The 25,039-nt window shown below is 71.5% G+C and carries 24 protein-coding genes, 2 tRNA genes and 1 pseudogene; 11 read left to right on the top strand and 16 right to left on the bottom strand.

Going from position 1 to position 25,039, the window contains the following annotated elements; genetic code table 11:
- The 4 genes and pseudogenes from E1285_RS27830 to E1285_RS27845 all read right to left on the bottom strand — a co-directional run.
- Positions 1 to 1,251: GAF domain-containing protein (locus E1285_RS27830; protein ID WP_132157205.1), on the bottom strand; the 1,251-nt coding region annotated here is incomplete at its 3' end.
- A gap of 20 nt (positions 1,252 to 1,271) precedes the next feature.
- A pseudogene (locus E1285_RS46810) lies at positions 1,272 to 1,388 on the bottom strand (SDR family oxidoreductase); the annotation flags it as partial.
- An 85-nt stretch (positions 1,389 to 1,473) separates the two neighbouring features.
- A complete protein-coding gene (locus E1285_RS27840; RefSeq protein WP_132157207.1) occupies positions 1,474 to 3,099 on the bottom strand; it encodes a long-chain fatty acid--CoA ligase in 1,626 nt (541 codons plus the stop codon).
- 133 nt (positions 3,100 to 3,232) lie between these two features.
- Complete coding sequence (locus E1285_RS27845) at positions 3,233 to 3,949, bottom strand: TetR/AcrR family transcriptional regulator (protein WP_132157208.1); 717 nt, start codon at positions 3,947 to 3,949, stop codon at positions 3,233 to 3,235.
- A 217-nt stretch (positions 3,950 to 4,166) separates the two neighbouring features.
- On the opposite strand from E1285_RS27845, the gene E1285_RS27850 reads away from it, so the two are divergent.
- On the top strand, positions 4,167 to 5,057 hold the full coding sequence (locus E1285_RS27850) for an SMP-30/gluconolactonase/LRE family protein (RefSeq protein WP_132157209.1): 891 nt from the start codon (positions 4,167 to 4,169) through the stop codon (positions 5,055 to 5,057).
- A 25-nt stretch (positions 5,058 to 5,082) separates the two neighbouring features.
- Here the strand turns inward: E1285_RS27850 and E1285_RS27855 are convergent, their stop codons facing one another.
- Positions 5,083 to 6,129 carry an LLM class flavin-dependent oxidoreductase gene (locus E1285_RS27855; RefSeq protein WP_132157210.1) on the bottom strand — a complete coding sequence of 349 codons (1,047 nt, stop codon included), beginning with the start codon at positions 6,127 to 6,129 and terminating at the stop codon, positions 5,083 to 5,085.
- A gap of 122 nt (positions 6,130 to 6,251) precedes the next feature.
- A complete protein-coding gene (locus E1285_RS27860) occupies positions 6,252 to 8,651 on the bottom strand; it encodes a LuxR C-terminal-related transcriptional regulator (RefSeq protein WP_132157212.1) in 2,400 nt (799 codons plus the stop codon).
- Between the two features lie 371 nt (positions 8,652 to 9,022).
- Between E1285_RS27860 and E1285_RS27865 the strand changes: the two genes are divergently transcribed.
- Positions 9,023 to 9,304: a hypothetical protein gene (locus E1285_RS27865; RefSeq protein WP_132157214.1), complete on the top strand. Its 282-nt coding sequence runs from the start codon at positions 9,023 to 9,025 to the stop codon at positions 9,302 to 9,304.
- 41 nt (positions 9,305 to 9,345) lie between these two features.
- Here the strand turns inward: E1285_RS27865 and E1285_RS27870 are convergent, their stop codons facing one another.
- Positions 9,346 to 10,491, bottom strand: coding sequence for an epoxide hydrolase family protein (locus tag E1285_RS27870; protein WP_132157216.1), 1,146 nt, complete (start codon positions 10,489 to 10,491; stop codon positions 9,346 to 9,348).
- Between the two features lie 63 nt (positions 10,492 to 10,554).
- On the opposite strand from E1285_RS27870, the gene E1285_RS27880 reads away from it, so the two are divergent.
- Entirely contained in the window at positions 10,555 to 11,505 is a 951-nt protein-coding gene (locus E1285_RS27880; RefSeq protein ID WP_165966790.1) for a WYL domain-containing protein, read from the top strand.
- A gap of 72 nt (positions 11,506 to 11,577) precedes the next feature.
- Here E1285_RS27880 and E1285_RS27885 read toward each other — a convergent pair whose 3' ends face one another.
- On the bottom strand, positions 11,578 to 11,901 hold the full coding sequence (locus E1285_RS27885) for a twin-arginine translocase TatA/TatE family subunit (protein WP_132157220.1): 324 nt from the start codon (positions 11,899 to 11,901) through the stop codon (positions 11,578 to 11,580).
- A 119-nt stretch (positions 11,902 to 12,020) separates the two neighbouring features.
- On the opposite strand from E1285_RS27885, the gene E1285_RS27890 reads away from it, so the two are divergent.
- Positions 12,021 to 12,632 carry a TetR/AcrR family transcriptional regulator gene (locus E1285_RS27890; RefSeq protein WP_132157222.1) on the top strand — a complete coding sequence of 204 codons (612 nt, stop codon included), beginning with the start codon at positions 12,021 to 12,023 and terminating at the stop codon, positions 12,630 to 12,632.
- Positions 12,633 to 12,696: 64 nt separating this feature from the next.
- Here the strand turns inward: E1285_RS27890 and E1285_RS27895 are convergent, their stop codons facing one another.
- Positions 12,697 to 13,599 carry an oxygenase MpaB family protein gene (locus E1285_RS27895; protein WP_132157224.1) on the bottom strand — a complete coding sequence of 301 codons (903 nt, stop codon included), beginning with the start codon at positions 13,597 to 13,599 and terminating at the stop codon, positions 12,697 to 12,699.
- 87 nt (positions 13,600 to 13,686) lie between these two features.
- Here E1285_RS27895 and E1285_RS27900 point away from each other — a divergent pair, with 87 nt between their 5' ends.
- Positions 13,687 to 14,283, top strand: a complete 597-nt coding sequence (locus E1285_RS27900; protein ID WP_165966791.1) for a TetR/AcrR family transcriptional regulator — start codon at positions 13,687 to 13,689, stop codon at positions 14,281 to 14,283.
- A 165-nt stretch (positions 14,284 to 14,448) separates the two neighbouring features.
- On the opposite strand, the gene E1285_RS27905 is transcribed toward E1285_RS27900, so the two are convergent.
- Complete coding sequence (locus tag E1285_RS27905; RefSeq protein WP_132157228.1) at positions 14,449 to 16,095, bottom strand: NAD(P)/FAD-dependent oxidoreductase; 1,647 nt, start codon at positions 16,093 to 16,095, stop codon at positions 14,449 to 14,451.
- 648 nt (positions 16,096 to 16,743) lie between these two features.
- On the opposite strand from E1285_RS27905, the gene E1285_RS27910 reads away from it, so the two are divergent.
- From E1285_RS27910 to E1285_RS27920, 3 genes are all read left to right on the top strand, one after another.
- Complete coding sequence (locus E1285_RS27910; RefSeq protein ID WP_132157230.1) at positions 16,744 to 17,313, top strand: helix-turn-helix domain-containing protein; 570 nt, start codon at positions 16,744 to 16,746, stop codon at positions 17,311 to 17,313.
- Positions 17,314 to 17,432: 119 nt separating this feature from the next.
- The gene (locus tag E1285_RS27915; RefSeq protein ID WP_132157232.1) at positions 17,433 to 17,825 is read left to right on the top strand and encodes a VOC family protein; all 393 of its coding nucleotides are present in this window, start codon (positions 17,433 to 17,435) and stop codon (positions 17,823 to 17,825) included.
- Between the two features lies 1 nt (position 17,826).
- Positions 17,827 to 18,648 carry an alpha/beta hydrolase gene (locus E1285_RS27920; protein ID WP_132157234.1) on the top strand — a complete coding sequence of 274 codons (822 nt, stop codon included), beginning with the start codon at positions 17,827 to 17,829 and terminating at the stop codon, positions 18,646 to 18,648.
- 13 nt (positions 18,649 to 18,661) lie between these two features.
- Here the strand turns inward: E1285_RS27920 and E1285_RS27925 are convergent, their stop codons facing one another.
- From E1285_RS27925 to E1285_RS27935, 3 genes are all read right to left on the bottom strand, one after another.
- The gene (locus E1285_RS27925; protein ID WP_132157236.1) at positions 18,662 to 20,263 is read right to left on the bottom strand and encodes a GMC family oxidoreductase N-terminal domain-containing protein; all 1,602 of its coding nucleotides are present in this window, start codon (positions 20,261 to 20,263) and stop codon (positions 18,662 to 18,664) included.
- A 249-nt stretch (positions 20,264 to 20,512) separates the two neighbouring features.
- Positions 20,513 to 20,585: transfer RNA gene (locus E1285_RS27930), tRNA-Lys, on the bottom strand.
- An 86-nt stretch (positions 20,586 to 20,671) separates the two neighbouring features.
- Entirely contained in the window at positions 20,672 to 21,241 is a 570-nt protein-coding gene (locus tag E1285_RS27935) for a response regulator transcription factor (RefSeq protein WP_132157238.1), read from the bottom strand.
- A 163-nt stretch (positions 21,242 to 21,404) separates the two neighbouring features.
- Between E1285_RS27935 and E1285_RS27940 the strand changes: the two genes are divergently transcribed.
- Positions 21,405 to 21,623 carry a hypothetical protein gene (locus E1285_RS27940; RefSeq protein ID WP_132157240.1) on the top strand — a complete coding sequence of 73 codons (219 nt, stop codon included), beginning with the start codon at positions 21,405 to 21,407 and terminating at the stop codon, positions 21,621 to 21,623.
- A gap of 162 nt (positions 21,624 to 21,785) precedes the next feature.
- Positions 21,786 to 22,091, top strand: a complete 306-nt coding sequence (locus E1285_RS27945) for a hypothetical protein (RefSeq protein ID WP_132157242.1) — start codon at positions 21,786 to 21,788, stop codon at positions 22,089 to 22,091.
- A gap of 270 nt (positions 22,092 to 22,361) precedes the next feature.
- Here the strand turns inward: E1285_RS27945 and E1285_RS27950 are convergent.
- From E1285_RS27950 to E1285_RS27960, 3 genes are all read right to left on the bottom strand, one after another.
- Positions 22,362 to 22,437, bottom strand: a tRNA-His gene (locus E1285_RS27950).
- Positions 22,438 to 22,492: 55 nt separating this feature from the next.
- Positions 22,493 to 23,089 (bottom strand): oligoribonuclease, encoded by a 597-nt coding sequence (gene orn, locus E1285_RS27955; protein ID WP_132157244.1) that lies wholly within the window; start codon positions 23,087 to 23,089, stop codon positions 22,493 to 22,495.
- Between the two features lie 52 nt (positions 23,090 to 23,141).
- Positions 23,142 to 23,792, bottom strand: a complete 651-nt coding sequence (locus E1285_RS27960; protein WP_132157246.1) for a pyridoxamine 5'-phosphate oxidase family protein — start codon at positions 23,790 to 23,792, stop codon at positions 23,142 to 23,144.
- A gap of 69 nt (positions 23,793 to 23,861) precedes the next feature.
- Between E1285_RS27960 and E1285_RS27965 the strand changes: the two genes are divergently transcribed.
- Positions 23,862 to 25,039, top strand: a 1,178-nt coding sequence (locus E1285_RS27965; protein WP_243723090.1) for a PLP-dependent aminotransferase family protein, incomplete at its 3' end; no start/stop codon positions are given.

Consider the following 25,039-nt stretch of genomic DNA (forward strand, 5'->3'; position numbering starts at 1 on the left):
CTCCCCGTCCACCCGCCCGCCCAGCAGATCGTCCAGCAGCTCGCCCCGCACCCGCGCCTCGGCCTCGGCCGCGCTGCGCCGCAGCAGCATCAGCAGCGCGGTGACCAGCGCGGCGCGTTCCAGGATGCGCCGGTCGGCCTCGGGCACCTCCGCCGCCGTGCGCAGCACCAGCGCGCCGAGCAGCTCGTCGCCGGTGGAGATCGAGACGATCCACAGGTCCCCGCGGCGCACCGTGCGTCCCCGCGATCCGGTGGAGTGCGCGGCGGCCATGACACCGGAGAACTCGTCCTCGGTGAACGGCGCCGGATCGCCGGAGGTGGCCAGGGGGCGGCCGTCGGCGTCCAGGACGTGCAGGGTCCCGCCCAGGACCTCGGTGACCACGGCGGCCACGTCCCCGGCGCCTCCGCCGCGTACGACCATGGCGGTGATGCGGTCGTGCGCCTGGGCCGCCCGCTCGACCGCCGCGCTGCGCGCCCTGACCTTCGCACCGGCCTCGTCCAGCTCCACCAGGGCCGTCCGCGTCTCCTCCAGCAGCCGGGCGTTGTCGCTGGCCACGGCGGCGTGCGCCGCCAGCGATCCCAGCAGCACCGCCTTCTCCTGGTCGAACGGCCGCTCGCTGCGGTTCGCGGTGTACAGCACGCCGATCACCCGGCTGCCCAGCCGCATCGGGACGGCCAGGATCGACACCAGCCCCTCCTCGGCCACCGCGTCGTCGATGAAGTCGCGGTGCCGGAACTGCGGATCGTTCAGGTAGTGGTCGCTGCTGTAGGGCATCGCGGTCTGCGCCACCAGCCCGCCGAGCCCTTCGCCCAGCGGGATGCGCAGCCGCCGGAACGCCGCCGACACCGAGCCGTCGGTCACCCGCATGCAGGTGTCGCCCCGCTCGTCGTCGTTCAGCGTCAGGTAGGCGATGTCGGCGTTCAGCAGCCTCCGGGCGCGGTGCACGATCGCCTCGAGGACCGCGCCGTGGTCGCGCAGCCCGGCCAGGTCGCCGGCGGTGTCGAACAGCGCGGCCAGCTCGGCCTCGCGGCGGGCGTACCGCTGCATGATGGCGCGCACGCGCAGTGCCGCGAGCTGGGCGGCCTCCAGCTCCGCCAGCGTCTCGGGGCCCGCGCCCGCCGCCCGTGCCGTCAGCAGCGGCCCCTCGAACTCGGCGGGTGACGCCTCGCGGGCCAGCAGGTCGAGGAAGACGGTGGAGGACGTGGAGGACGTGGGGGTCGTCGTCGGATGCAGCGTCGCTGCCCAGTTCATCGGTGCTCCGTCCGTCAGTGTCACAGCGAGATGCCCCCGTCGACGGGCAGCACGGCGCCCGTGATGTAGGAGGCCTCCTCCGAGGCGAGGAACGCCACGGCGCCCGCCATCTCCGAGGGTTCGGCGAAGCGGCCCATCTGGCCCGAGCCCTGCCGCCGGAGGTGCGGCACCGCGGCGCGGGTGAAGCGGAAGGTGCCGCCGGCCCGAACGTCAGGTTCGCCATCAGCGCGCCCGCCCGGTTTCGGCCGCGGCGAACCGCTCCCGGAGAGCCGCTTTGGAGAACTTCCCGGTCCCCGTCTTGGGGATCTCCGGGAGGGTCCATATCCGCTCCGGGATCCACCAGGAGGCGACGCGGCCGGTCAGGTGGGCGCGGAGGCCCGCCTCGTCCAGGTTCCGCTCGGGCGCGAGGACGAGGCAGGCGAGGGGCCGCTCGCCCCACTGGGAGTCCGCGACGCCGATGACCGCGGCCTCCAGCACCGCGGGGTGCGCCATGATCTCGTTCTCGAGCGCGACCGAGGAGATCCACTCGCCGCCGGACTTCACGAGGTCCTTGGTGCGGTCGACGATGCGGACGTAGCCGTGGGGGTCGATGGTGGCGACGTCGCCGGTGCGCAGCCAGCCGTCCTCGGTGAACTTCGCTTCGCCCGGGTCGGAACCGAAGTAGCGGGACGCGACGGTGGGACCTGCGACCTGCAGCTCGCCGGGCGTCACGCCGTCGTGCTCGACCTCGTCGCCCGAGTCGTCCACCAGCCGCAGCTCCGTGAGGGGGACGGGCGGTCCGGGGGTGGCGAGCAGGGCGCGCCGCTCGTCGGGGTCGAGCCCGCCGTGGACGGTGGAGAGCCGCGAGCACGCGACGAGCGGGCTGGTCTCCGTCATGCCCCAGGAGCCGGTGAGCCTGATCCCGGTGCCCTCGTGCCAGGCTCGGGCGAGCGCGTCCGGGACGGGGCTGCCGCCGGACACCACCCTGCGCAGCGATAGGCGGTCGGCGTCCCTGAGCAGGGGGAGCAGCCCGCGCCAGATCGCGGGGACCGCGGCCGCGAAGGTCACGCCGTGCCGGGACATCTGGCGGGCGAGCGCGGAGGAGTTCATCGCGGGGCCGGGCAGGACGAGGTCGGACCCGGCGAGCATCGCGGCGTAGGGCAGCCCCCACGCGTTGACGTGGAACATGGGCACGATCGGCATCACGACGTCGCGCTCACTGATCGCGAAGCTGTCGGCGCCCAGGAGCATGAGCGCGTGCAGGACGATCGAGCGGTGGCTGTACAGCACGCCTTTGGGGCGGCCCGTCGTCCCCGAGGTGTAGCAGAGGCCGGCGGCGCCGTCCTCTTCGAGGGCGACCGGCGGCGCGGCGTCAGGGGCCTGGTCCAGCAGTTCCTCGTAGTCGAGGATCCTGGGATCCTCGGGCACGTCCTCGGTGCCGCCGTCGTCCATGACCACGATGTGGCGCACGGTGGGGACCCGATCCATCAGCGGCCACACCGCCGGGACGAGGGAGCGGTCGAGGAACAGGACGTCGTCCTCGGCATCGTTGACGATGTAGGCCAGTTCGCCGGTGAACAGCCGGTGGTTGAGTGTGTGCAGGACCCGGCCGCTGCTCGGTACCGCGAGGTAAAGCTCGACATGCCGCTGGGAATTCCAGCCGAACGTGCCCACGCGGGCGTGAGGCGGGACGTCGAGCAGGTCGAGGACGGCGGCGAGCCGGCGTGCGCGGCGGGCCACCTGGCGCCAGGTCGCGGCCGTCTCGCCGTCCGCCGTGGCGGTGACGACCCGCTTGTGGGCGAAGAGCCGCTCGACCCGGCGCATGAGCACCGAGGTGTCGAGAGGCCGGTCCTGCATCAGACCGCGCATGGTGAACCTCCAGCAACCATTACGGGCAGGACACCTGACCGCTGGATCCGGAACTTACTAAGCGCATAGTTAGGTGTCGGGACCGTGCTTGTCAACCGTCGATCCGCGACGCCCCGATTCCGGGGCCGGAACGTTAGCCGCGAGCGGCCGGCCCGGCGCCGGCGCCGCCCTCACCACCGAGCGCGAAGCGGTCGGGGGACACCAGCCTGAGCGCGAGGTCGGCGTAGAACTCGCCGAGCTGCTCGGGCGAGTCGTCGCCGTCGAGCCGGTACCAGCGGACGAGATCGATGCTCAGCGACAGCATCGCGCGCGTGACCCGCTTGACGTCGACCCGGGCGAACGACCCGTCGGCGACTCCGCGGACGACGGCGTCGCGGAAGAACTCGTTGGTCCGGTGGCGCAGCTCCAGCACCTCGTCGTAGTGCTCGGCCGTCAGGCCGGCGAGTTCCATCTGGCAGACGCGCGCGACCACGTGATGGCGGGCGTGCCACGCGGTGTACGCCGCGATGATGGCGCGCAGCCGGTCCGCCGAGTCCTCCACGGCGAGGATCGACGGCTCCTGGACGCAGGCCAGAGCCCGCTCGTGACCGACCCGGATGATCTCGTTCAGGACGAGTTCCTTCGAGGGGAAGTGCACGTAGAGCGCCGCCGGGCTGAGGCCCACCCCCTCGGCGATGTCGCGCGTCGTCGTCGCGTGGTAGCCGTTCGCGGCGAAGCAGCGCACGGCCGATGTGAGCAGGCGGCGCTGGACGTCCCCGAGCTGCTCCCTCCAGAGGTCGGGGGAGTGGTCCCGCAGCCGGGGGTCGTCCGCCAAGTCCTGTGCGGTGAAACGGGCCTGCCGTCTGGCCATCCGCGCGCCCTCGCTCCCTCGATGTCCCGTGCATGGTCCCAGAAGCGGCTCGCGGGGACGTCATCGCACGTCGCCGTCCCGACGCGGTATCCGCCCGTGACCCTTGACACCGGCATCCTAACCTGGTGACTATGCGCTTATTCATCGTACGGCGGCCGGCCGCCCGGCCGGCACCCGTACGAGCAGCATGAGGCCCGCCGTGCCGAGGAGGACGACGATGACCGAAGCGATCACTGTGGCCGAGGGCTACCACTTCCTTGAAGCGCCCCGCTGGCATGAGGGAAGACTCTGGTTCTCCGACTTCTACCTGCACGACGTCATGTCCATGCGCGAGGACGGCTCCGACCTGCGCGTGGAGACCCACGTGCCCGAGCAGCCCTCCGGGCTCGGCTGGCTTCCCGACGGACGCCTGCTGGTCGTCTCCATGCGGGACCGCAAGGTCCTCCGCAGGGAGCGCGACGGGACGCTCGCCGTCCACGCCGACCTCGGCGAACACGCGACCGGGCACGCCAACGACATGGTGGTGGACGAGCACGGCCACGCGTACGTGGGCGACTTCGGATTCGACCTGATGGGCGGCGACCCGCTGGAGACGGCCGCGCTGCACCGCGTCGACCCCGACGGCAGGGTCACCCGGGTGGCGAACGACCTGTGGTTCCCCAACGGCAGCGTCATCACCCCCGACAACGTCCTGGTGGTGGCGGAGACGTTCGGCAACCGCGTCACCGCGTTCGACGTCACCGCCGACGGCTCGCTCACCAACCGGCGGTCGTGGGCCGAGTTCGGGCCGCTCCCGTCCGACCGGCGCATCGCCGAGATCCTGCCCCGGCTCCAGGTCGCCGGCGACGGCGTCTGCCTCGACGCCGAGGGCGGGCTGTGGGTGGCCGACGCCGTCGGCGACCGGCTCGTGCGGGTGGTCGACGGCGGGCGGATCACCGACGAGATCAAGCCGGGCACGCCGGTGTACGCGTGCGGCCTCGGCGGCGCCGACGGCCGGACGCTGTACGCCTGCGCCGCGCCCGATTTCCACGAGGGCCCCCGCAAGGCCGCCACCGAGGCCCGCATGCTCTCCATCCGGGTCGCGGTTCCGGGGGTGCCCGCGCCCTAGCGACCCCGGACCCGGCGGCTCCCGGTCAGCCGGCGAGCTCGGCGAGTTCGGCCATCTCCGCCGGCGGGTCGACCACCGGCTGGATGACGATCTCGTCGATGCCCGCGCTCTCCATGGCGGCGACGCGTTCGGCGAGGTCGTCGCGTGTTCCGACCAGGGCCAGCTTGTCCACCAGCGACGGCAGGATCAGGTCGCGGTCCTCCGGGGCTATGCGTCCCAGGTAGTTCGTGTAGAGCACCTTGTGCCGCTCCGGGTCGGCGGCCGTGGTGGCCCGCCGGTCGAGCAGGCGCTGAACCGCGTCGCGTTCCCGGGCGTCGAGCCCTTCCGCGAACGACGGGTTGTCGGCGGCGAAGGCCAGCAGCGCCAGCGCGATGTGCCCCATGGCGTCGCGGGCCGCGTCGCCGTACGGGTCCTCGCCTTCGCGGAGGACGTGCAGCGAGGTCATCACGTACGAGTCCACGTCGCAGGGTGTGCCCGCGGCCTGCGCGGCCTCCCGGCGCGTGCCGTCGAACGCGCGCCAGGCCGCGGGGTCCAGGAGGCCGAAGGAGATGATGCCGGTGCCGCGGCGGCCCGCGACGGCGGCGGCCTTCAGCCCGAACGCGGCCACCACGAACTCGATGGGGTCGGCGGTGTTCACGTAGGGGCCGACGTGGAGGAACCGGATGTCGCGGACCCGGTCGCCCTCCCGGTACTCGACGGAGCGTCCGGCGCACAGGTCCTGCAGCGAGCCGGTGAACGATTCGAGCTCGGCCATCTTCGTCGGCGGCATCCCGAGGCTGCGGCGTGCGGTGTTCCCGGTGCCGATGCCGCAGATGACCCGTCCCGGGGCGAGTGCGTTGAGGCTCGCGAACCCCGTCGCGGCGGCCGGGACCGCCCGCAGCGCGGGCGACGTCACGCCGATGCCGAGCTTGATGCGGCTCGTGGCCTTCGCGCACAGGCCCAGCGCCACGAACGGATCGCCGTGGAGCATCGGGGTGTCGTAGACCCAGAAGCTGCTGAAGCCCAGCTCTTCGGCCCGGACGGCGAGTTCCTCCACGCCGGGCTGCGCCGTGACCACGATGCCTGTACGCATGCTCTCCTCCTCCTGACGCCTTATATAACTAAGCGCATAGTCATCGCCCGGCGTCAAGGGTTGTGCGGCCTCCTCGTGGTGATCACCCCGTGAGACCGGCACACCCGCCCCGAACTCGTGCGTCAGTGGGGCTGGGCGTCCTGGGTGGTGATCCAGGCGGCTATCTGGGCGCGGGAGGAGAAGCCGAGTTTGGTGAGGATGTGCTCGATGTGCGAGTCGGCGGTGCGTTTGGCGATCGTCAGGCGTTCGGCGATGTCACGGTTGGAGAGCCCTTCGGCCACCAGGGCCGCGACCTGGAATTCGCGTTCGGTGAGCGGACGGGCCGCCTCGTCCGCCGTGCCCGCCGGCTCGCCGGAAGCGGCGGCGGACTCGCCGAGAGCGTCGTCGATGGCTTGCGCCAGGGGCATCCGCTCGCCCGCCTCGAACGCCGCGCGGAAGCGCTCCTGCCCGAGGGCCTGCACCGACTGGTCGGTGTATATCTCCCGGAGGACGGTGTGGTGGGGGCCGAACCAGGACGTCTGGGTCGACTCGCGCATCCGGTCGGCCGCCCCGAGAAGCGTCGCGGACCGGACGTACTCGCCGCGGGTGCACAGGCATCCGGAGATCCCCTCCAGCGCCAGCGTCACGCCCAGCCCGTCGTCCAGGTCGCGTTTCACGCGCAGCGCCTCGCGGAGCTGCCGCATCGACTCGTCGAGCCCGCCGCTGAGCCAGCGCGCGATCCCGGACGCGATCATGCCGTAGGAGCGGACCCACAGCTCGCCGCGCTCCTCGCCGAGCGCGATGCCCCGGCCGGCGTGCGTGATGGCCGCGGGAAGGTCGCCCTTGGACAGGTAGGCCAGACTCCGGAACACCTCGCTGAGCAGCCTGAACAGGTCGTCGTGGCCGGTCTCGCGGTACACGTCGTCCGCGGCGCCCAGCAGTTGGAGCGACAGGTCGAAGTCGCCCGCGAACAGGGCGGCGACGCCCTGCCCGCCAAGGGCGTCCGCTATGCCGCTCCGGTCGCCTTCCGCCCTGGCCTGCGCCAGCGCACGCCCAAGCAGTTCACCGGCCACGCCGAGGTCGTTCTGGAGGGTCATCGTCAACGCGGCCACGGTGAGCAGGTTCGTCCAGCCCGGGCCCGTCGTGTCGCGGGTCTCCAGCAGCCTGTCCATCCAGTGCCGGCCCTCGCCGAGGACGCCGTTCACCGCCCAGAGCCGGCCGAGGCCGCACATGGCCGCCCGGATCGCGTCCTCGTCGCCGGTCGGCAGGACGTGGCCGAGCACCGCGCGGATGTTAGCGCGCTCGCAGCCGAACCATTCGAGCCAGTCGGCCTGCGCCGCGCTGGGCAGCTCCGCGCGGGCGCGGTCCAGGAGCCCGGCGTACCAGCCGAAGCAGCGATGGCGCAGCCGGTCCTGCTCACCCTCGCCATGCGACGCGAGGCGCTCGGCGCCGTACTCGCGCAGGGTGTCGAGCATCCGGTAGCGGACGCGGCCGCCGCGGTCGGCGCGCTGGACGATCGACTTCTCCAGAAGGCCGGTCAGCACATCGACGATGTCCTCGGTGTCCAGGCCGCCGCCGGAGCAGACCTGCTCGGCGCCGTCCAGGTCGAAGTCGGTGGCGAACACCGACAGCCGCGCCCACAGCAGCCGCTCCTCGGCCGAGCAGAGTTCGTGACTCCAGTCGACCGTCGCGCGGAGGGTCTGGTGGCGTTGCAGGCCGGTGCGTCTCCCGCGGACCTGGAACAGGTGGGTGCCGAGGCGGCCCAGCACCTGGTCGAGCGAGAACGCCCGCAGCTGCACCGCGGCGAGCTCGATCGCCAGCGGGATGCCGTCGAGGCGGTCGCACAGGCGGATGACGGTTTCGCGGTCGTCGCGCCTGAGCGTCCAGCCCTGGACGGTCGCGGCGGCGCGTTCGGTGAACAGCTTGACCGAGTCGCACTCCTCGTCGTCCGAGCCGTCCGAGCCGTCCGAGCCGTCCGAGCCGTTCGGTCCGGACGCACCGGGCGAGCCGGCCGGACCGCGGCCGGAGTGCGCCTCGGGCCGGGCCAGCGGCGCGACCCGGAAGGTGTACTCGCCCATGACGTCGAGCGGCTGGCGGCTGGTCGCCAGGATGCGCAGCTCGGGGGCGGCCTGCAGCAGCGCCTCCGCCAGCATCGCGCACTCGTCGACCAGGTGCTCGCAGGTGTCGAGGACGAGCAGCAGCCGCAGGTCGGCGAGATGGTCGGTGAGCCGGGTGACGGCGGGCTCGCCGCCCCGCTCGCCGACCCCGAGGGCGTCGCAGACCGTCTGCGCCAGCAGGGACGCCTCCGTCAGCCCCGAGAGGGCGACGAACGACACGCCGTCCGGGAAGGCGTCGCGCACCAGGCCGGCGGTGCGCACCGCGAGCCTGGACTTGCCGACGCCACCCGGCCCGGTCAGCGTGATCAGCCGGTGGCCGTCGATGAGCCGCCGTGCCTGGTCCAGCTCCGCCTTCCTGCCGATGAAGCTGGTGAGTTCCGCGGGCAGTCTTCCCGTCTGTCGTTCCAGCGTCGCGCTCAGCGACAAGGCCGCCTCCACTCAGCTACACCGTCCGCACGGCTACCAGGGGGTCTCTTGGAGTGTAGTCAAGGTGCCACGGACGGCTACCCCCGTTTCGTGAATGGCTCCCAATCGGTATGCGCATCGGTTCTTCTACCGATGTGCGGTCTGTGGCGGACTGGCCACAATGGGGCCCGGCCGGATGGGGGCAGGCCGTCCCAGGTGGGGGGACGGGCCGTCTGTTCGAGACGGGTGAAGCACGCGCAACCAGCGATTCCGCGGCCCGCCTCCGGAAGGCCGTCCCGGCGTGCCCGTGCGGTGCGCCGGCCCGGCGGCCGGGGGAAGGGGAGAGTCCCCGGCCGCCGGACGGGGGCAGTCGCAGAAACCGGGGGAGTCTGTTGACGGCGACAAGGGGCACCGCGTGGACCGTCGGCCTGTACAGCTGGGACGTGCGAAGCGGCGACGAGCGGCGTGCCGGCCCCGGCGGGATCAGCGACGACCGGAGGCGCGCGCTGGACGCCCTCGCCGGGGCGCTCCGGGACGAACCGCCCGGAGCCTGGGGCACGGTGTGGTCGGTCCACCTCAAGTTGGGGCGGCGTCCGGAGTACGACTACGGGGGGCTCGTCGCCCTGGGGTCCCATGACCCGCAGTCCGGCGCGGTCACCGTCGAAGGCCCCTGACCCGGCCGCCCCTTCGCCCCGGCCGGGTCAGCGGCCGGTGGTCAGCGGACCTTCCGGAAGAACGCCCGGACGTCGTCGACCAGCAGGTCGGGGGCCTCCATGGCGGCGAAGTGGCCGCCGCGGTCGACCTCCGACCAGTGGATCACGTGGTGCTCGCGCTCGGCGATGCGCCGGATCCCGCCGTCGCCGGGGAAGACCGCGACCCCGTGCGGGACCTCCGAGCGCTCGACCGGCGCCCCCCACTGCGCCGAGCCCTCCTTGTAGAGCCGGGCGGACGAGGCGGCGGTGCGGGTCAGCCAGTAGATCGTCACGTCGGTGAGCATCTGGTCGCGGTCGACCGCGTCCTCGGGCAGGTCGTGCGCGGGGTCGGTCCACTCCTTGAACTTCTCCGCGATCCAGGCCAGTTGGGCGGCGGGGGAGTCGTGCAGGCCGAAGGCGACGGTCTGCGGCCGGGTGGCCTGGATCACCGCGTAGCCGGAGCGGTCGTCGTCGGCGTACAGCCGCATGCGGGCCTGCTCGGCCTCGGTGAGGCCCTCCATCTCGGCGGGGTCGAAGGTCGGGAAGCCGAGCCCGCCGTTGACGTGCACGCCCGCCACCCGGTCCGGGGCGACGCGGCCGAGTTCGGGGGAGACGACCGAGCCGCTGTCGCCGCCGTGGGCGCCGTAGCGGTCGTAGCCGAGGCGGCTCATCAGCTCCGCCCAGGCGCGGGCGACGCGGCTCAGGTCCCAGCCGGTCTCGCGGGTCGGGCCGGAGAAGGCGAAGCCGGGGATCGACGGGGCGACGACGTGGAAGGCGTCGGCGGGGTCGCCGCCGTGGGCGCGCGGGTCGGTGAGCGGGCCGATGACCTTCGTGAACTCGGCGACCGAGCCGGGCCAGCCGTGGGTGATGACCAGCGGCAGCGCGTCCGGCTCGGGGGACCGCACATGCAGGAAGTGGATGTTCTGCCCGTCGATCTCGGTGGTGAACTGCGGGTACTCGTTGAGCGCGGCCTCGTGCTCGCGCCAGTCGTACCCGGTGCGCCAGTACTCGGCCAGCCGCTGCACGTACGCGACCGGGATGCCGTAGGACCAGCCGACGCCGGGCAGCTCGTCGGGCCAGAGGGTGCGCTCCAGCCGCTCGTGCAGGTCGTCGAGCGCGGACTGCGGGATGTCGATGCGGAACGGGCTGATCTCCGTGTTGAGCGTCATGGAGAACACGCTAGGAACGAGTTAGGACAGGATCGGTCCTAGGAGTGAGGCAATCTGGAGGACATGTCGGAGACATCGGCCCGGTTGCTCAGATTGCTCTCGCTCCTGCAGACCCACCGGGAGTGGTCGGGCGTGGAACTGGCGGAGCGGCTCGGCGTGACCGCGCGGACCGTCCGCCGCGACGTCGGGCGGCTGCGCGAGCTCGGCTATCCCGTGCACGCCACGGCGGGCGCGCCCGGCTACCGGCTCGGCGCGGGCACGGACCTGCCGCCGCTCCTGCTGGACGACGACGAGGCGGTCGCGGTCGCGGTGGGGCTGCGGACGGCGGCCGGGGGCTCGGTGTCGGGGATCGAGGAGACCTCGCTGCGGGCGCTGGCCAAGCTGGAGCGGGTGCTGCCGTCCCGGCTCCGGCATCGCGTCCACGCGCTGCAGTCGATGACCGTCCCGATGGGACGGGCCGGTTCGGCGGTGGACCCGGCGTCCCTGACCGCGATCGCCGCCGCCTGCCGCGACCGCGAGACCCTGCGGTTCGACTACCGGACGCACGACGGGCGGGACGGCGTCCGCGCCGCCGAGCCCTACCGGCTCGTCCATTCGGGACGGCACTGGTACCTGCTCGGCTGGGACGCCGGCCGCGCCGGCTGGCGCACCTACCGGGTCGACCGCCTCAGCCTGCGGACGCCGAACGGACCCCGGTTCGCCCCTCGCGAGCCGCCCGACTCCGACCTGGCGGCCTACATGTCCCGGGCGATCTCCAGCGCGCCGTACCGGTACCAGGGCCGCTTCACGATGCATGCGCCGGCCGAGGTCGTCGCGCAGCACATGCCGGCCACGACGGGGACGATCGAGCCGATCGACGAGCGGAAATGCAGGTTGTCCAGCGGCTCGAACAGCCTTGACGAACTCGCCGTCTGGGTCGCGCTGATGGACATCGAGTTCGAGGTGCACGAACCGCCCGAGCTCATCGACCGCATCCGCGCTCTCTCCGCCCGCCTCGCCGATGGGGTGCCGTGACGCCCGGGGTGCCGTGACGCGCGGGGTGCCGTGACGCGCGGGGTGCCGTGACGCGCGGGCGGGCGGGCGGCCTCAGGTCCGGTGGGAGTGAGGCTCTGGGAACGGGGTCTCGTGGACGCGTCGCCCTGGAGGGAGTGCGGCCTGGCCAGGTCCTTGGGGTTGCCGGCGTGGTGGGTGCGCCGCTTGCTCTTGCTGCCGGCGGGGGCCGGGCGCCGGTGCGGCGGCATCGGCCTGGTCGTGTGGTGTTTCGTCGTCGTACAGCCCCTTGGTCTCGGTTTTGAGGATGCGGGCGGATCTGCCGAGAGAGCGCGCCAGCTTGGGGAGTTTGGTGGAACCGAAGAGCAGGAGCAGGACGATCAGGATGATGAGGACCTCGGTGGTCCCGAAGTTGGCCATGATGTTCCTTCCCGGGGGCTCGTGATCGAAGATGGGGCGTCGGACGGCACCGGAACGTATCCTCGCTACCGACACTGATGTCGGTTAGCGTGGACGTTCCGGAGGAGGGAGTCAAGACCATGGGGGACAATCCCCCGAAGTCGCGGATGCGGGCCCCGGCCCGCCGGGCGCTGATCACCGCGGCCGCGCTGAAGATCTTCGCCGGGAAGGGCTACCACGCGACCTCGCTGGGCGAGATCGCCTCGGAGGCCGGGGTGGCGCGCACGGTGCTGTACGACCATTTCCCGTCCAAGCGGGTCCTGCTGCTGGCGGTGATGCAGGAGCAGAACACCGCGCTGGTCGAGTACGTCGGGGCCCGCATCGCCGGGGCGGGGCCGGCCAGCGAGCGGATGCGCTCGACCATCGACGCCTACTTCAGCTTCGCCCAGGCCAGCCCGGAGGCGCGCCGCCTGCTGTTCGACCGCACCGACGACGCCGATCCGGAGATCCGCACCGTCCGGCAGGGCATACGGGAGTCGCGGACGCGGGCGGTGGTGGCGCTGCTGGGCGGCGACATGAGGATGGTGGGAGTGGAGCCCGGCGAACCGATCGCCGAAGCGATGGTCGAGCTCATCATCACCGGCCTGGACGGGGTCGCCCAGTGGTGGGAGCGCCACCCCGACATGCCCCGGTCGACGCTGGTCGAAGGGGCGATGCGGCTCTTGTGGACGGGCCTCGGCAACACCGAATGACGACTCCACTCAGGTTGGCCGACACCAATGTCGGCCAGATTTCCGCCACCGCCGGGCGAAGCGGTCAGTTCTCCGGCCGGTAGCGGTCGTCGCGGGTCCTGGCGCCGATGGCGCGCAACTGCGTCAGCAGCAGCCACTGGTCGAGGCGGCGCGGGACCAGCCGGGCGGAGGCGCGGATGACCGCCGCCATCCGGTCGAATCGGCGCTGCTCGGGCACGGTCCACTCGATGCCGAACCGCTCCCGGACCGGCTCGGGCAGGCAGCCGATCGCCACCAGCGTGCCCAGCCGCCGCAGTACCGGCCGGCCCGCCCGGATGGCCACGGACGGCACGAACGGGACCGCGCCGATCCCTTCGGTGCGGGCGATCTGGATCGACCGGGCGGCCGGAGCGGTCATCTCCAGGCGTTCGCCGCAGTAGGCGTCGAACGCGTCCTGGAAGGCGGTGTAGTCGGGCGGCACCGGGCGCATGCTCACCCCGTACCGCGCGTACCAGGCCACCGTCCCGGCGTACAGGCGGTCGCGGTCGGCGGCGGTCAGGTCGCCGGCAGGGAAGAACAACTCGGCCGTGCGGAACATGTGCCAGGTGAACGTGGCATGCGCCCACCAGAACGTCTCGGGATCCAGAGCGTGGAACCTGCGGCCCGCGGAGTCCACGCCCTTGATGCCCAGATGCAGGTCGCGGATCCGCCGGGCGCGTTCGGGCCCGTCCGGCTCGAAGATCGTCGCCCAGATCTGCGGGACCGACCGCCAGATCCGGCCGAACGGGTCGTCGAAGAAGCCCGACTCCTCGGCCACGGCCGTGCCGAGCGGCGGGTACATCAGCTGCAGAAGCCCGGTGGCGCCGCCCGGCAGGGCCGCCCTGGAGTCCCCGGCGATCCGCCACAGCAGTGAGTTCGGGCCGATGGGATCGCTCCCCGGCGCCGGCCGGTCGTCCACTGGTCCGTCGAGGTGATCAGATGCCGTCATGCCGGCCTCCTTTCGACCATGATGGAACAATGACACGTGAATGTTGCATGTGTCCAGAGGGGGGCGCGGCAACGGCATAATGACCATGTGGACGCTGAGATCTCCCTGCCGGACCTGGCCCGACGGCTGCCGCCGCCACCGGCCAGCGAGCTGCGCCCGTGCCTGGACGCCACCGCCGTCTGCCTGACCCGGCACGGCCTGGCACGCACCTCGATGGCCGACATCGCGCGCGAGATGGGAGTGTCACGCAGCACCGTCTACCGGCAGATCGGCTCGGTCGAGAACGCGGCCTGGCTGCTGCTGTCGCGGGACCTGCACGCCTTCTACGACACGCTCCCGCAGATGTTCGCCGAGGCCGACGGCCCGGAGGTGATCACCCGTCCGCTGGCCGCGCTGCTACGCCAGGCGTGGGACAACCCGGTGCTGGCAAAGGTGATGCGCGACGAACCCGACTTCGTCGGCCGCGCCATCGCCGCGCAGATCGGTCCCATGATCGAGCAGGGGGCGCGGATGCTGGCCCCGCTCTACCAGAGCCTGATGGACGCCGGCAGCATCCGCCGCCAGGACCCGCTCAGCCTCGCCCACTGGCTCCTGGGGGTCTTCATGATGCTCGTCATCGCACCCCCGCCCACCGACGTGGACGAGTTCCTGGAAAGCATGCTGATCCCGACCCTGACACCCTGACCGGGTCCCCGGTGGGGACGGGTGCCTGATCTACGGCGGCGAGGTCGTCGACGTGTCCGCGGGTCCACAGCGGGCGCGTACCCGGCGCCGCGGTGGAGGTACCGGCGGCGGGGGCAGGGGCGTGGCCGGGCACGGCGCTGCCGCGCCGCACCCGGCCCGCGCGTGTCATTCGGCGAGTTCGAACCCGTTGTAGCCGGCGGCGGCGACCTCGTCGCACGTCTGGCGGTACAGGCCGACGCCGGCGGGATACGGCATGAACACCTGGGGTTTGCCGGGCACGTTCGAGCCCATGTACCAGGAGTCGGCGGTCGGGTAGAGCGTCGCCTGCGCGACCTCGTCGACGTGCCGGGTCCAGAAGTCCTCGGCGTCGGCGGTCGCCTCGATCGTCCGCTTGCCCTGGGCCCGCATCGCGGCGATCGCGTCGCCCACCCATTCCACGTGCTGCTCGATCGAGACCATCATGTTGGACAGCACCGACGGGCTGCCGGGGCCGGTGATCGTGAACAGGTTCGGGAATCCTGCCACGGCGAGCCCCAGATAGGTGCGCGGCCCCTCCGCCCACCTCTCGGTGAGCCGGGCCCCGTCGCGTCCGCGGATGTCGACCGCCAGGAGCGGGCCGGTCATCGCGTCGAACCCCGTCGCGAACACCACCGCGTCGAACGCGAACTCTTTCTCCGATGTTCGGATACCAGCGGGCGTTATCTCCGTGAGAGGTGTCTTGCGCACGTTCACCAGGCTCACGTTCGGCCGGTTGAACGTCTCGTAGTAGTTCGTGCCCAGGCACGGGCGCTTGGCCCCCAGGGGGTGATCCCAGGGCTGCAATTGCTCGGCGACCTCGGGATCCTCGACGACCTCGGCGATCCGGTCACGGACGAACTGCGCGATGGTGTCGTTGGAGTCCTTGCTGAGGATCAGGTCGTTGTAGCCGCTGAGCAGACTGACGAGACTGTTGTCCTTGTCGTACCAGACCTTCCGGTAGTAGTCGTGGCGCTCCTGATCCGGTACCTCCATCGCGCCCTTGGTCGCCTCGGGGAACGCGACACCGAATCCGGACTCCCGGTTGGCCTTTCGCACCTCTGCGTAGCGGGCCTTCACCGACCGCTGGTCGTCGGGGTCGAGCGGATGGTTGTTCGCGGGGATCACGAAATTGGGCGTGCGCTGGAAAACCGTCAATTGCGCGGCCCGCTCGGCGATGAGTGGAATGACCTGCACGCCCGAGGACGCCGTGCCGATCACCGCGACGCGTTTCCCCGTGAAGTCCACGCCCTCCTCGGGCCACTGCGCCGTGTGGTACCAGTCGCCGCGGAAACCCTCCAGGCCCGGTACTTCCGGCAGCCTGGACGCCGACAGGCAGCCGGTCGCCATGATCAGGTACTGGGCCGACACCCGGTCGCCGCGGTCGGTGCCCACCCGCCAGCGCCCGGCGCCCTCATCGAACACGGCCTCCGTCACCCGGGTCCGGAGCCGGATGTGCGGACGCAGGTCGAAACGGTCGGCGACGTGCTCGATGTACCTGAGCAGCTCCTCTTGGGCCGGGTATTTCTCGGTCCACTCCCATTCCTGTTCCAGCTCCGCGTCGAACGAGTACGCGTAATCCATGCTCTTCACATCGACGCGCGCCCCCGGATAGCGGTTCGCGAACCACGTACCGCCGACCCCCGCATCCCTTTCGTAGACCTGTACCGACAGGCCGAGTCCGCGCAGTTTGTGCAGCATGTAGAGGCCGGACAGCCCAGCACCGACCACCACCGCGTCGACCTCTCGCGTACTGGCCTCGTCGACCTGCTGTGGCCCCGGTGACGTCTGGGTCATCGTTGGAGTTCCTCTCGGGAGTCAGACGGGTGGGCGAACGCCGCACACATTCGGCAACCAGAAGCATGAATGGTATATCCGGAACCGGGCGAGAAGGATCACTTTCGGTGGCCGCCCGGATCGCAAGCGTCGTCGAGGCAGGTGGTGCCGCCGAAATCGGCTTTCGTTCAGGCGATCACCGCCGAATCATCACGCTGCCGCGGACGGCGACATTCAATTCCTCCTATTGCCGCACAACGCCATCGGGGCCGCACGGTGCGTGACATTCCGCCGATCGTCAACGGAGATCCGGTGCCGCGGGCGACCGTCGCTGTAACGGCTCAAGGGGAACGCCTCCTCGCTGACGGGCGGGCACCCGCGGCGGCCGTCCGGATGTGGCCGGGGCGTTCGGATCGCGTCCGTCCGGGCTTCCGGGATCGGGTCTTACGATGGGCCGGACCGTACGGGAGGTGGGGGTGGCCATCCTGATTCGCGCCGCCGACGTGCCTGCCGCGGAACGGGCGGAGGCGTGGCTGAGCATCGTCGCCGACGCCCTCGGGCCGCTGGACGTGCGGATGGACCGGGACATCCCGCTGCGCGGCCAGATCGAGGCGGCGCAGCTCGGCCCGCGCGGCGTCGGCCGGATCGGTCTTCAGCTTCGCCCGGGAGATGCTCGCCGTCCCCGCCGACTCGGTCCGCCGGCTCACCGCCGTCCCGATACCGGGCGACGGCGGCACCGCGGCGCTGGCCGCACCGCTGATGAGCCGGGTCGCCAAGGACGTGGACACCTACCAGCCGGCCAGCGCCGCCCGGCTGTCCACGGTGGTGATGGACCTGCTCGCCGCCACCGTCGCCGAGCGGTCGGCGCAGGACGCGGCGCTCTCACCGGAGGCCAGCGACCGGGTACTGCTGCGCCGCGTGCACACGTTCGTCGAGCAGAATCTCGGTGACGCGGAGCGCACCCCGGCGGCGGTCGCGGCGGCGCACCATGTCTCGCTGCGCCAGCTGCACCGCCTGTTCGCGTCCCAGGACACCACCGTCGCGGCGTGGATCCGGCACCGGCGGCTGGAACGCTGCCGCCGCGACCTGACCGACCCGGCACTGCTCGACCGGTCCGTCAGCACCGTCGCGGCGCGGTGGGGACTGGCCGACCCGGCGCATTTCAGCCGGCTGTTCCGGCGGGCGTACGGTCTGCCCCCGGCGGAGTACCGGCGGGCGCATCTGCTCCCGGCCCGCTGAGCCGGCACCCGGGCACGGATCGTCAATCGCGCGGCGCCCACGTCCAAGCCACGGGGACGGCGCGTTCGCGAGAGTGGTGGCCACAAGGACGCGGAAGACCGAAGGAAAGGACCGTGGAAATGGCCACCACCCTGTTCGTCAACATGCCCGTCAAGGACCTCGAACGCTCCCAGAAGTTCTTCACCGACCTGGGCTTCGACTTCTTCGGCATGACCGAGGACATGGCGTCCGTCGTCATCAGCGAGCGCACCCAGGTCATGCTGCTGGCCGAACCGACGTTCGCCGGCTTCGCCAAGAGCGAGGTCGCCGACCCGGCCAAGACCACCGAGGTGATCCTGGTGCTCGGGCTCGACAACCCCCAGGAGGTGGACGAGTTCGTCGACAAGGCGCTCGCCGCCGGGGCGGCCGCGGTCGGCGAGCCCATCACCGGCGGCGGCCGCTACCAGCGCGGCTTCGCCGACCCCGACGGCCACCAGTGGTCCGCGCTGTGCCTGGTCTCCCCGGAGGGCTGAGATGGCGACGGGCCCCGGCCGTCCGGTGACCGGCACGGTGACCTCCGCGGACGGCACCACGATCGTGTTCGACCGCGACGGCACCGGACCCGTGGTCGTGCTCGTCCACGGCGCGTTCACCGGCCGGTCCCATCCGACGCTCGCCGAGGTGGCGCGGGCGCTGTCCCCATGGTTCACGGTGGTCAACTACGACCGCCGGGGCCGCGGGGACAGCGGGGACACCAGCCCCTACGCCGTGCGCCGGGAGATCGAGGACCTCGCCGCCGTCATCGATGCGGCCGGTTCCCCGGCGATGGTGTTCGGCGGGTCCTCCGGAGCGGCGCTCGCGCTGGAGGCCGCCGCCCGGTTGCCGGGCATCGCCCGGCTGGCGCTGTGGGAACCGCCGTACCACGTCGGTGCCGGCGCCCCCGCCCTGCCGCGCGACTTCGCCGCCCGCCTCACCGCCCTGGTGGACGCGGGGGCACCGGGCGACGCGGTGGAGCTGTTCATGGTCCGGGCCGCCGAGGTACCCGCCGGGGCGGTGGCCGCGATGCGGGCCGATCCGTCCTGGACGGAGATGGAGCGGCTCGCCCGCACCCTGGCCTACGAGGCGGAGGTGATGGGCCCCGGCAACGCCCTTCCCGCCCGGACGGCCGCCTCGATCGGGCGCCCCGCCCTCGTCCTCAACGGCGCCCTCAGCCCCGCCTGGATGCGCGACGCCGGAACGGCCGTCGCCCAGACCATCCCGGGCGCCACCCACCGCCTGCTGGACAACCAGGCCCACGATGTCTCCGCCCAAGCCCTCACCCCCGAACTCCTGGAGTTCTTCGCCAGGCAGCAGTAACCCGGAAGACCGGCTACCGGCCGTCCAGGATGAAGTCGGCCGCGCGCCAGGCCAGTGCGGAGACCGGGCCGGCGAGGTTGCCGGAGACCATGGTGGGCAGCACCGAGGCGTCCACGGCGCGGAGGCCGGCCACGCCGCGGACGCGCAACCGCGAATCGACCACGTCATCGTCGTCCGGGCCCATCGCGCACGTGCCGACGGCGTGGTAGCCGGCGCTTCCCACGGTCAGCCCGAAGTCCAGGATCTCCTGATCGGCGTCGACGGCGGGACCGGGAACGGTCTCCCGCTCGATCCGCTCGGCGAGCGGACTGGTGCCGAACAGGCGGCGCAAGGCGCGGAAGACGCCCACCGTCGTCGTGCGGTCGTGTTCGGTGGCGAGGTAGTTGGCGTCGATGTCCAGCGGGGCGTCGGGATCGGCCGAGGTGATCCGGATGCTGCCCTGGCTGTCGGGACGCAGGGCGTAGCCGATGCCCATCATGCCCGGCTCCCGCTCGATCTCCAGTGCCGCGCCCTGCTCCCTCGGCGCGATCGAGAACGGCGTGATCTGGAACTGCGCGTCCGGGCGGCCGAGGCCGGGCCGGGTCTTGACGAACCCGACGATGTCGAAGGACGGCGCCGCGAGCACCCCCCGCCGGTTCGCCTGATACTCCAGCATCGCCGCCTGCCGGCCCTCCTCGGTGCTCAGCAGCCGGTTGTACCCGAGGTCCTCGGTGAGCCGGAACTGCATCTGCAGCACGCGATGCTCGCGCATCCGTGCGCCCACGTTCGGCCTGTCCAGGACGACGCCGACCCCGGCGGACCGCAGCGTCCCGGCGGGACCGATGCCGGACAGCTGCAGGATCTTGGGGGTGGCGATCGCGCCGCCGCAGAGGATCACCTCGCGGGCGGCGGTGGCCTCGAAGTCACGCCCGTCCCGCCGCCCCCGCACGCCGGCCGCACGACCGTCCTCGAGCACCACCCGGTCGATGAGCGTGCGCACCGCGACCGTGAGGTTAGCCCGGTCTTCGACCGGATGCAGGAACGCGGTGGCCGCGCTGACCCGCCGCCCGTCGCGGATCGTGGCCATGGCGTAGCCGATGCGCTCCCCGTCGGTCTCGTTGAGGTCCCGCGTCCGCCGCCAGCCGAGTTCGGTGCCTGCGGTGATCACGTCCTCGAGCAGCGGGTCGGCGCCGTCGGCGGTGGAAACCCGCAGCGGCCCGCCGGCACCGCGGACATCGGATGCTTCGAGCGGGTTGTCCTCGATCTGCCGGAACACCGCCAGCATGTCGTCCCAGCCCCACCCGGGGTTGCCGAGCCCCTCGACCGCGTCGTGATCCGCGCGGCTGCCCCGGTTGTAGACCATGCCGTTGACGGAGCTGGACCCGCCGAGCACCTTCCCCCGCACCCAGTGCTCGACCTCCCGCGCCGGCCCGAACGGGCGGGTCGGGTGATGCCACACGGTGGCCGGGTCACCGAGCAACTGGGCGAACCCCGCCGGCATGGCGATCAGCGGGTCGGTATCCCGATCACCCGCCTCGACCAGCAGCACTGTGGTATCCGGGTCCGCGGAGAGGCGATTGGCCAGCACACACCCCGCCGGTCCGGCCCCGACGATGACGTAATCGAACTCCGCCACGAAGCCCCCCGTCGTCGGCTCCTACTCGCTGACGTTCAGCTGTGCACGCGAATACGCTAAGTCGCCGACCATAGACGCGACCACCGCCCCTACGAAACCCTCAAGAACCAACGGGCCGCAACGGAGCGAGGCCGCCGCCCCACCGGAGACGACGGCGGCCGGAACCTAGGGGCAGGTGGGCCCGAGTCCGGCCCCAATACGAAGACAGCGACGACACCCGTAAGGGACGCCGTCGCTGGTAGTCGTGGGTGCGCCGTCAGGGACTTGAACCCCGAACCCGCAGATTAAGAGTCTGCTGCTCTGCCTATTGAGCTAACGGCGCCTGTCAATGGGGGACCGGCCCTGGTCCGGGGGGTCCCTTGCGACAGGAAGAACATTATCAGGAGCCGTGGACCAGTGCGAACCGGTTTAGTCCCGGGCGGGCAGGACGCTCATCATGCCGCGCCAGAGGGCGATGGCGGTGGCTCGGGAGCTGACGCCGAGCTTGGCGTAGATGCGGTTGACGTGGTTCTTGACGGTCTTCTCGCTGAGGAAGAGCTGGCGGGCGATCTCGCCGTTGGAGCGGCCGGTGGCGATGAGGTCCATGACCTCCGATTCGCGGGCGGACAGGCCGAGGGAGGTGCGGGAGGCGTGGCGGACGCCGCGGATGAGGTCGGGGACGGTGAAGGAGCCGGGGACGAGGTGCCCGCAGGCGCCGGCGTGGAGGGCGTCCTGGACGGCCGGGTGGTCCGGGGCGGCGAGGACGAAGACGCGGGAGGCGTGGCTGAAGGGGGTGGTGTGGGCGGCGGAGTCCGCGCTGAGGAGGACGATGTCGGGGCGCAGGCGTTCGGCCAGGGGGAGGGCCGCCGTGGGATCGGGCGCCTCGGCGACGACGTGGAGTTCGTCGCTGGCGTCGAGGAGGGTGGTCACGTCCGCTCGGACTTTCGGGTCACCGTCCACCACGAGTACGCGCAGGGGGGCCGTCTCGTCGACACTCATCCGTTGCCCTTGGGTTGACATTTATAGGGTGGGAGCATAACGGGCTGATCTTCTGGCGTCGATGGACGGGACGATCAAGCTCGGCCGGGATAGCCGGATCCGGACGGCACCAAAAGTGACATACGGCGCAAACGACCCCAGTGTCCGATGGGATCGTGCGTCGATGAACAGCTCAGCAGCCATCTACGTGGCGGTGGCCCTGGTGTGCACAGGGCTGATGGGTGCGGCTTTCGCCCGGTGGCGGCGCGCCTTGACGGACCTGCGGAAGACGAAGGCGGGGGTCGGCGCCTTGCGCACGGCGACGTTCGGGGAGTTCCGCCGCCTGGCGATGTTCGGCGGCCTGGTGGCGGCGCTGTTATGGCTCCTGACGAGACAGGGCTGAGCCGCCGCGGATACGTGAAAGCCCTGGCCGCCTACGCGACGACCAGGGCCCCGTCTGGGGTGAGTGAGGGGACTCGAACCCCCGACATTGCGCGATGACTCTGGCCGGCGGCTGTCGGGCCGCCCTTGGCGGTGAGGCCGGCGTGCACGGCACCATCGGTATATGGAACAGCGGCAACCGGTCTCGCCCAACCAGTGGTTTGTGTTGATCGAGGAGAAGGTCACCAAAGGGCAGTCCATCCAGTGGTCCCTGACCGCAACGCGACCGGCCGGGCCCGACGTCGAGCAGGCCCGCCGCCTCGCCGCTGAGGCCGCGCTGATGCACCTGCCGCAGCACCCGAAGCGGGTCAAGGGCCGCCAGGTGTTCCAGACCGGCCCCGACAACTGGCTGGTTGTCGTCGCGGGAGCAAAGGGGGACTTCCACTTCCGCGTTTCGGTCGGCGTCCTCACCGCCGTCACGACGACCTGATCCCGGAAATGTATCAGCAAGGCCAGGGCGGCGACCGAACCCTGGCTCTCCAGAATCTCTGGGAGGACGCCTTGGCGGAGCGGGCCAGACCGGCACCCTGGTCCGGCGCGCCGATCCTGGACGCTCCGCTGGCCGAACACAGGGCACTCTGAGACGAGATCACTCCCAGACTGCTCCCAGAATCGGACATCCGAGAGCGGGAGCCCGACGCAGGACAGAGAAAAGCCCTGGTCATCCTTGCGGTGACCAGGGCTTTCTCTGCTTCTAGCCTGGGGTGAGTGAGGGGACTTGAACCCCCGACATCTTGGACCACAACCAAGTGCTCTGCCAGCTGAGCTACACCCACCGTGGCCGGGATCGGGTCCCGGCTCCCAGTAGTGTAGCGGCTCCGCGGGTGTGGGTCAGCCTGAGGCGACCTTGGCGGCCACGGCGCGGGCGGTCTCCGAGTCGGGTCCGGGCTGCGGGACGAAGACGGCGGCGCGGTAGTAGCGCAGTTCCTGGATGCTCTCGGTGATGTCGGCGAGGGCGCGGTGGCCGCCCTTCTTCTCCGGGCTGGCGAAGTAGACGCGCGGGTACCAGCGGCGGGCCAGTTCCTTGATGGACGAGACGTCCACCATGCGGTAGTGCAGGTGGCCGTCGAGGGTCGGCATGTCGCGGGCGAGGAACGAGCGGTCGGTGGCGATGGAGTTGCCGCACAGGGGGGCCTTCTTGGCCTCCTTGACGTGGCCCTTGATGTAGTTGAGGACGATGTCCTCGGCCTCGGAGAGGGTGATGCCGCCGGGGAGGGCTTCGAGGAGCCCGGACGTCGTGTGCATGTCACGGACGACCTGGGACATCTGCGTGATCGACTCCGGCGGGGGCTTGATGACCACGTCGACGCCCTCGTCGAGGATGTTGAGTTCGCTGTCGGTGACCAGCGCGGCTATCTCGATCAGCGCATCGTTGCGCAGGTCGAGTCCAGTCATCTCGCAGTCAATCCAGACCAGCCGCTCGTTCATGGATTCACCCTACGGCCATGGACGACTGCGCGGGGCATCGAGGCGCATCGATTTACGAGGTCACGCGCTGGGCGATGTGGCCCGGGACGGGAATGCCGGTGCGCAGGACGGGGTCGGGCGTAGGAGTGCCGAACGCCTGGTGGACGGGGACGACGCCCGCCCAGATGTCGAGTTCGTAGTCCTCGTCGTCGTCGCCTGGCGGGCCCTGCCGGACCTTGACGGACGCTTCGTCCATGGGGAGGGCCAGTACGGCGGCGGCGGCGAGTTCCTTGCGGGTGGGTTGGCGTGCCACGTCCCACTGGCCGGGGGCAAGTTGCTCGGTGATGGCGCGGAGGCCGGCCAGCTTCTCGTCTGTTTCGGTGACGAGGCGGGGCGTCCCGTAGATGACGGCACTGCGGTAGTTGATGGAGTGGTGGAACAGGGACCGGGCGACGACGATTCCGTCCAGGTGGGTGACGGTGACGCAGATGTCCTGGGACGGTCCGGACATCAGGCTGCTGGCCCCTGTGGAGCCGTGGATGTAGAGGGTGTCGTCCAGGCGGCCGTAGCCGGTGGGGAGGACGCGCGGCGAGCCGTTCATGATGACGCCGAGGTGGCAGATCATGCCGTCGTCGAGGATCTCGTAGAGGACGGCGCGGTCGCTGCTAGAGCGTTCGGGGTATCTGCCAAGGCGGGTGCGATCGGTCGAAGAGAGTGGGGTCATGTCCGTTTACGCTATGGAGAGAGTGGCCTGGTCGGTAGGGCCACTTGATGTGTATAGCCGGAGACCACTTTGTCGATAGACCTGCCACTCACCGTCGACAGGGACGCCGGCGAGCCGATGAGCGCCCAGCTCGTCAGCCAGTTGCGCACTGCGATGGGCGACGGGCGTCTGGCGGCGGGTGAGCGGCTTCCCGCCAGCAGGGCGCTGGCCGGTTTGCTGGGCGTGAGCCGGACGGTCGTGACCGAGGCGTACGAGCAGTTGTACGCGGAGGGCTGGCTGGAAGGCCGCCATGGGTCGGGAACGTACGTGACCGAAGGTGTCGCCGCGCCGCCTGTATCGAAACCCCGGACGGTGATGCCGAGGTCCGTGCGAAGGACGGCCGCCCCACACGAGATCGACCTGAGGCCCGGTCTCGCCTGGGTCGGGGCACTCGACACCCCCGCGTGGCGGCGTGCATGGCGTCTCGCGTCCGCGATGCCGCCTCAGCAGCGTCAGGATCCGCATGGTCTGCCGGGGCTGCGTGTCGCTCTGGCCGACTACATCAGGCGCAGCCGCGGCGTGACCTGCCCTGTGGACGGGCTCCTGGTCACGCGGGGCGCGACGAACGGGCTCGATCTGCTGGCGGCGGCGGTCCTGGAGCCGGGCGACCGGGTGGGGGTGGAGGAGCCCGGCTATGGGCGGGCACGCGCGGTCCTGGCGGGACGCGGCGCCGAGCTGGTGCCGTGCCCGGTCGATGAGAACGGCCTCGTCGTCGAGGCCCTCCCGGACGATCTGCGTCTCGTCTACACGACGCCGTCGCACCAGTTCCCGATGGGCGGCGTCCTGCCCGTCCCGCGCCGCCAGGCTCTGCTGACGTGGGCGCGGCGCAACGGGGCGCTCGTGGCCGAGGACGACTACGACGGCGAGTTCCGCTACGACGTCGCGCCGCTGCCCGCGCTCTACGGGCTCGACCCGGACGTGGTCGTCTACCTGGGCACGACGGCCAAGATCCTCACGGCGGACATGGGGGTCGGCTGGCTCGTGGGCCGCCCCGACGTGGTGGGGCGGGTCGCGCTGCGCCGAGAGGAGTTGAACGACCGCACGGCCGTGGTGCCGCAGGATGCGTTGCGGCTCCTCCTGGAACGCGGCGATCTGGACCGTCATGTCCGGCGGATGCGGGGGGAGTACGCGCGGCGGCGGGACGTGGTGGTCCGGGCGCTCGACGGGCTGCCGCTGCGCGGTGACACGGCCGGCCTGCACCTCGTGGT

The organism is Actinomadura sp. 7K507 (assembly GCF_004348425.1).
Classification (GTDB): Bacteria; Actinomycetota; Actinomycetes; order Streptosporangiales; family Streptosporangiaceae; genus Spirillospora.

Coding starts and splice junctions, on each gene's coding strand:
- E1285_RS27885 (WP_132157220.1), bottom strand. CDS start 11,901: ATGGCCAACTTCGGGACCACCGAGGTCCTCATCATCCTGATCGTCCTG.
- E1285_RS27850 (WP_132157209.1), top strand. CDS start 4,167: ATGACCGAAGCGATCACTGTGGCCGAGGGCTACCACTTCCTTGAAGCG.
- E1285_RS27880 (WP_165966790.1), top strand. CDS start 10,555: ATGTCGGAGACATCGGCCCGGTTGCTCAGATTGCTCTCGCTCCTGCAG.
- E1285_RS27935 (WP_132157238.1), bottom strand. CDS start 21,241: ATGAGTGTCGACGAGACGGCCCCCCTGCGCGTACTCGTGGTGGACGGT.
- E1285_RS27895 (WP_132157224.1), bottom strand. CDS start 13,599: ATGACGGCATCTGATCACCTCGACGGACCAGTGGACGACCGGCCGGCG.
- orn (WP_132157244.1), bottom strand. CDS start 23,089: ATGAACGAGCGGCTGGTCTGGATTGACTGCGAGATGACTGGACTCGAC.
- E1285_RS27845 (WP_132157208.1), bottom strand. CDS start 3,949: ATGGCCAGACGGCAGGCCCGTTTCACCGCACAGGACTTGGCGGACGAC.
- E1285_RS27940 (WP_132157240.1), top strand. CDS start 21,405: ATGAACAGCTCAGCAGCCATCTACGTGGCGGTGGCCCTGGTGTGCACA.
- E1285_RS27920 (WP_132157234.1), top strand. CDS start 17,827: ATGGCGACGGGCCCCGGCCGTCCGGTGACCGGCACGGTGACCTCCGCG.
- E1285_RS27870 (WP_132157216.1), bottom strand. CDS start 10,491: ATGACGCTCAACACGGAGATCAGCCCGTTCCGCATCGACATCCCGCAG.
- E1285_RS27910 (WP_132157230.1), top strand. CDS start 16,744: ATGCTCGCCGTCCCCGCCGACTCGGTCCGCCGGCTCACCGCCGTCCCG.
- E1285_RS27855 (WP_132157210.1), bottom strand. CDS start 6,129: ATGCGTACAGGCATCGTGGTCACGGCGCAGCCCGGCGTGGAGGAACTC.
- E1285_RS27840 (WP_132157207.1), bottom strand. CDS start 3,099: ATGCGCGGTCTGATGCAGGACCGGCCTCTCGACACCTCGGTGCTCATG.
- E1285_RS27945 (WP_132157242.1), top strand. CDS start 21,786: ATGGAACAGCGGCAACCGGTCTCGCCCAACCAGTGGTTTGTGTTGATC.
- E1285_RS27905 (WP_132157228.1), bottom strand. CDS start 16,095: ATGACCCAGACGTCACCGGGGCCACAGCAGGTCGACGAGGCCAGTACG.
- E1285_RS27890 (WP_132157222.1), top strand. CDS start 12,021: ATGGGGGACAATCCCCCGAAGTCGCGGATGCGGGCCCCGGCCCGCCGG.
- E1285_RS27915 (WP_132157232.1), top strand. CDS start 17,433: ATGGCCACCACCCTGTTCGTCAACATGCCCGTCAAGGACCTCGAACGC.
- E1285_RS27960 (WP_132157246.1), bottom strand. CDS start 23,792: ATGACCCCACTCTCTTCGACCGATCGCACCCGCCTTGGCAGATACCCC.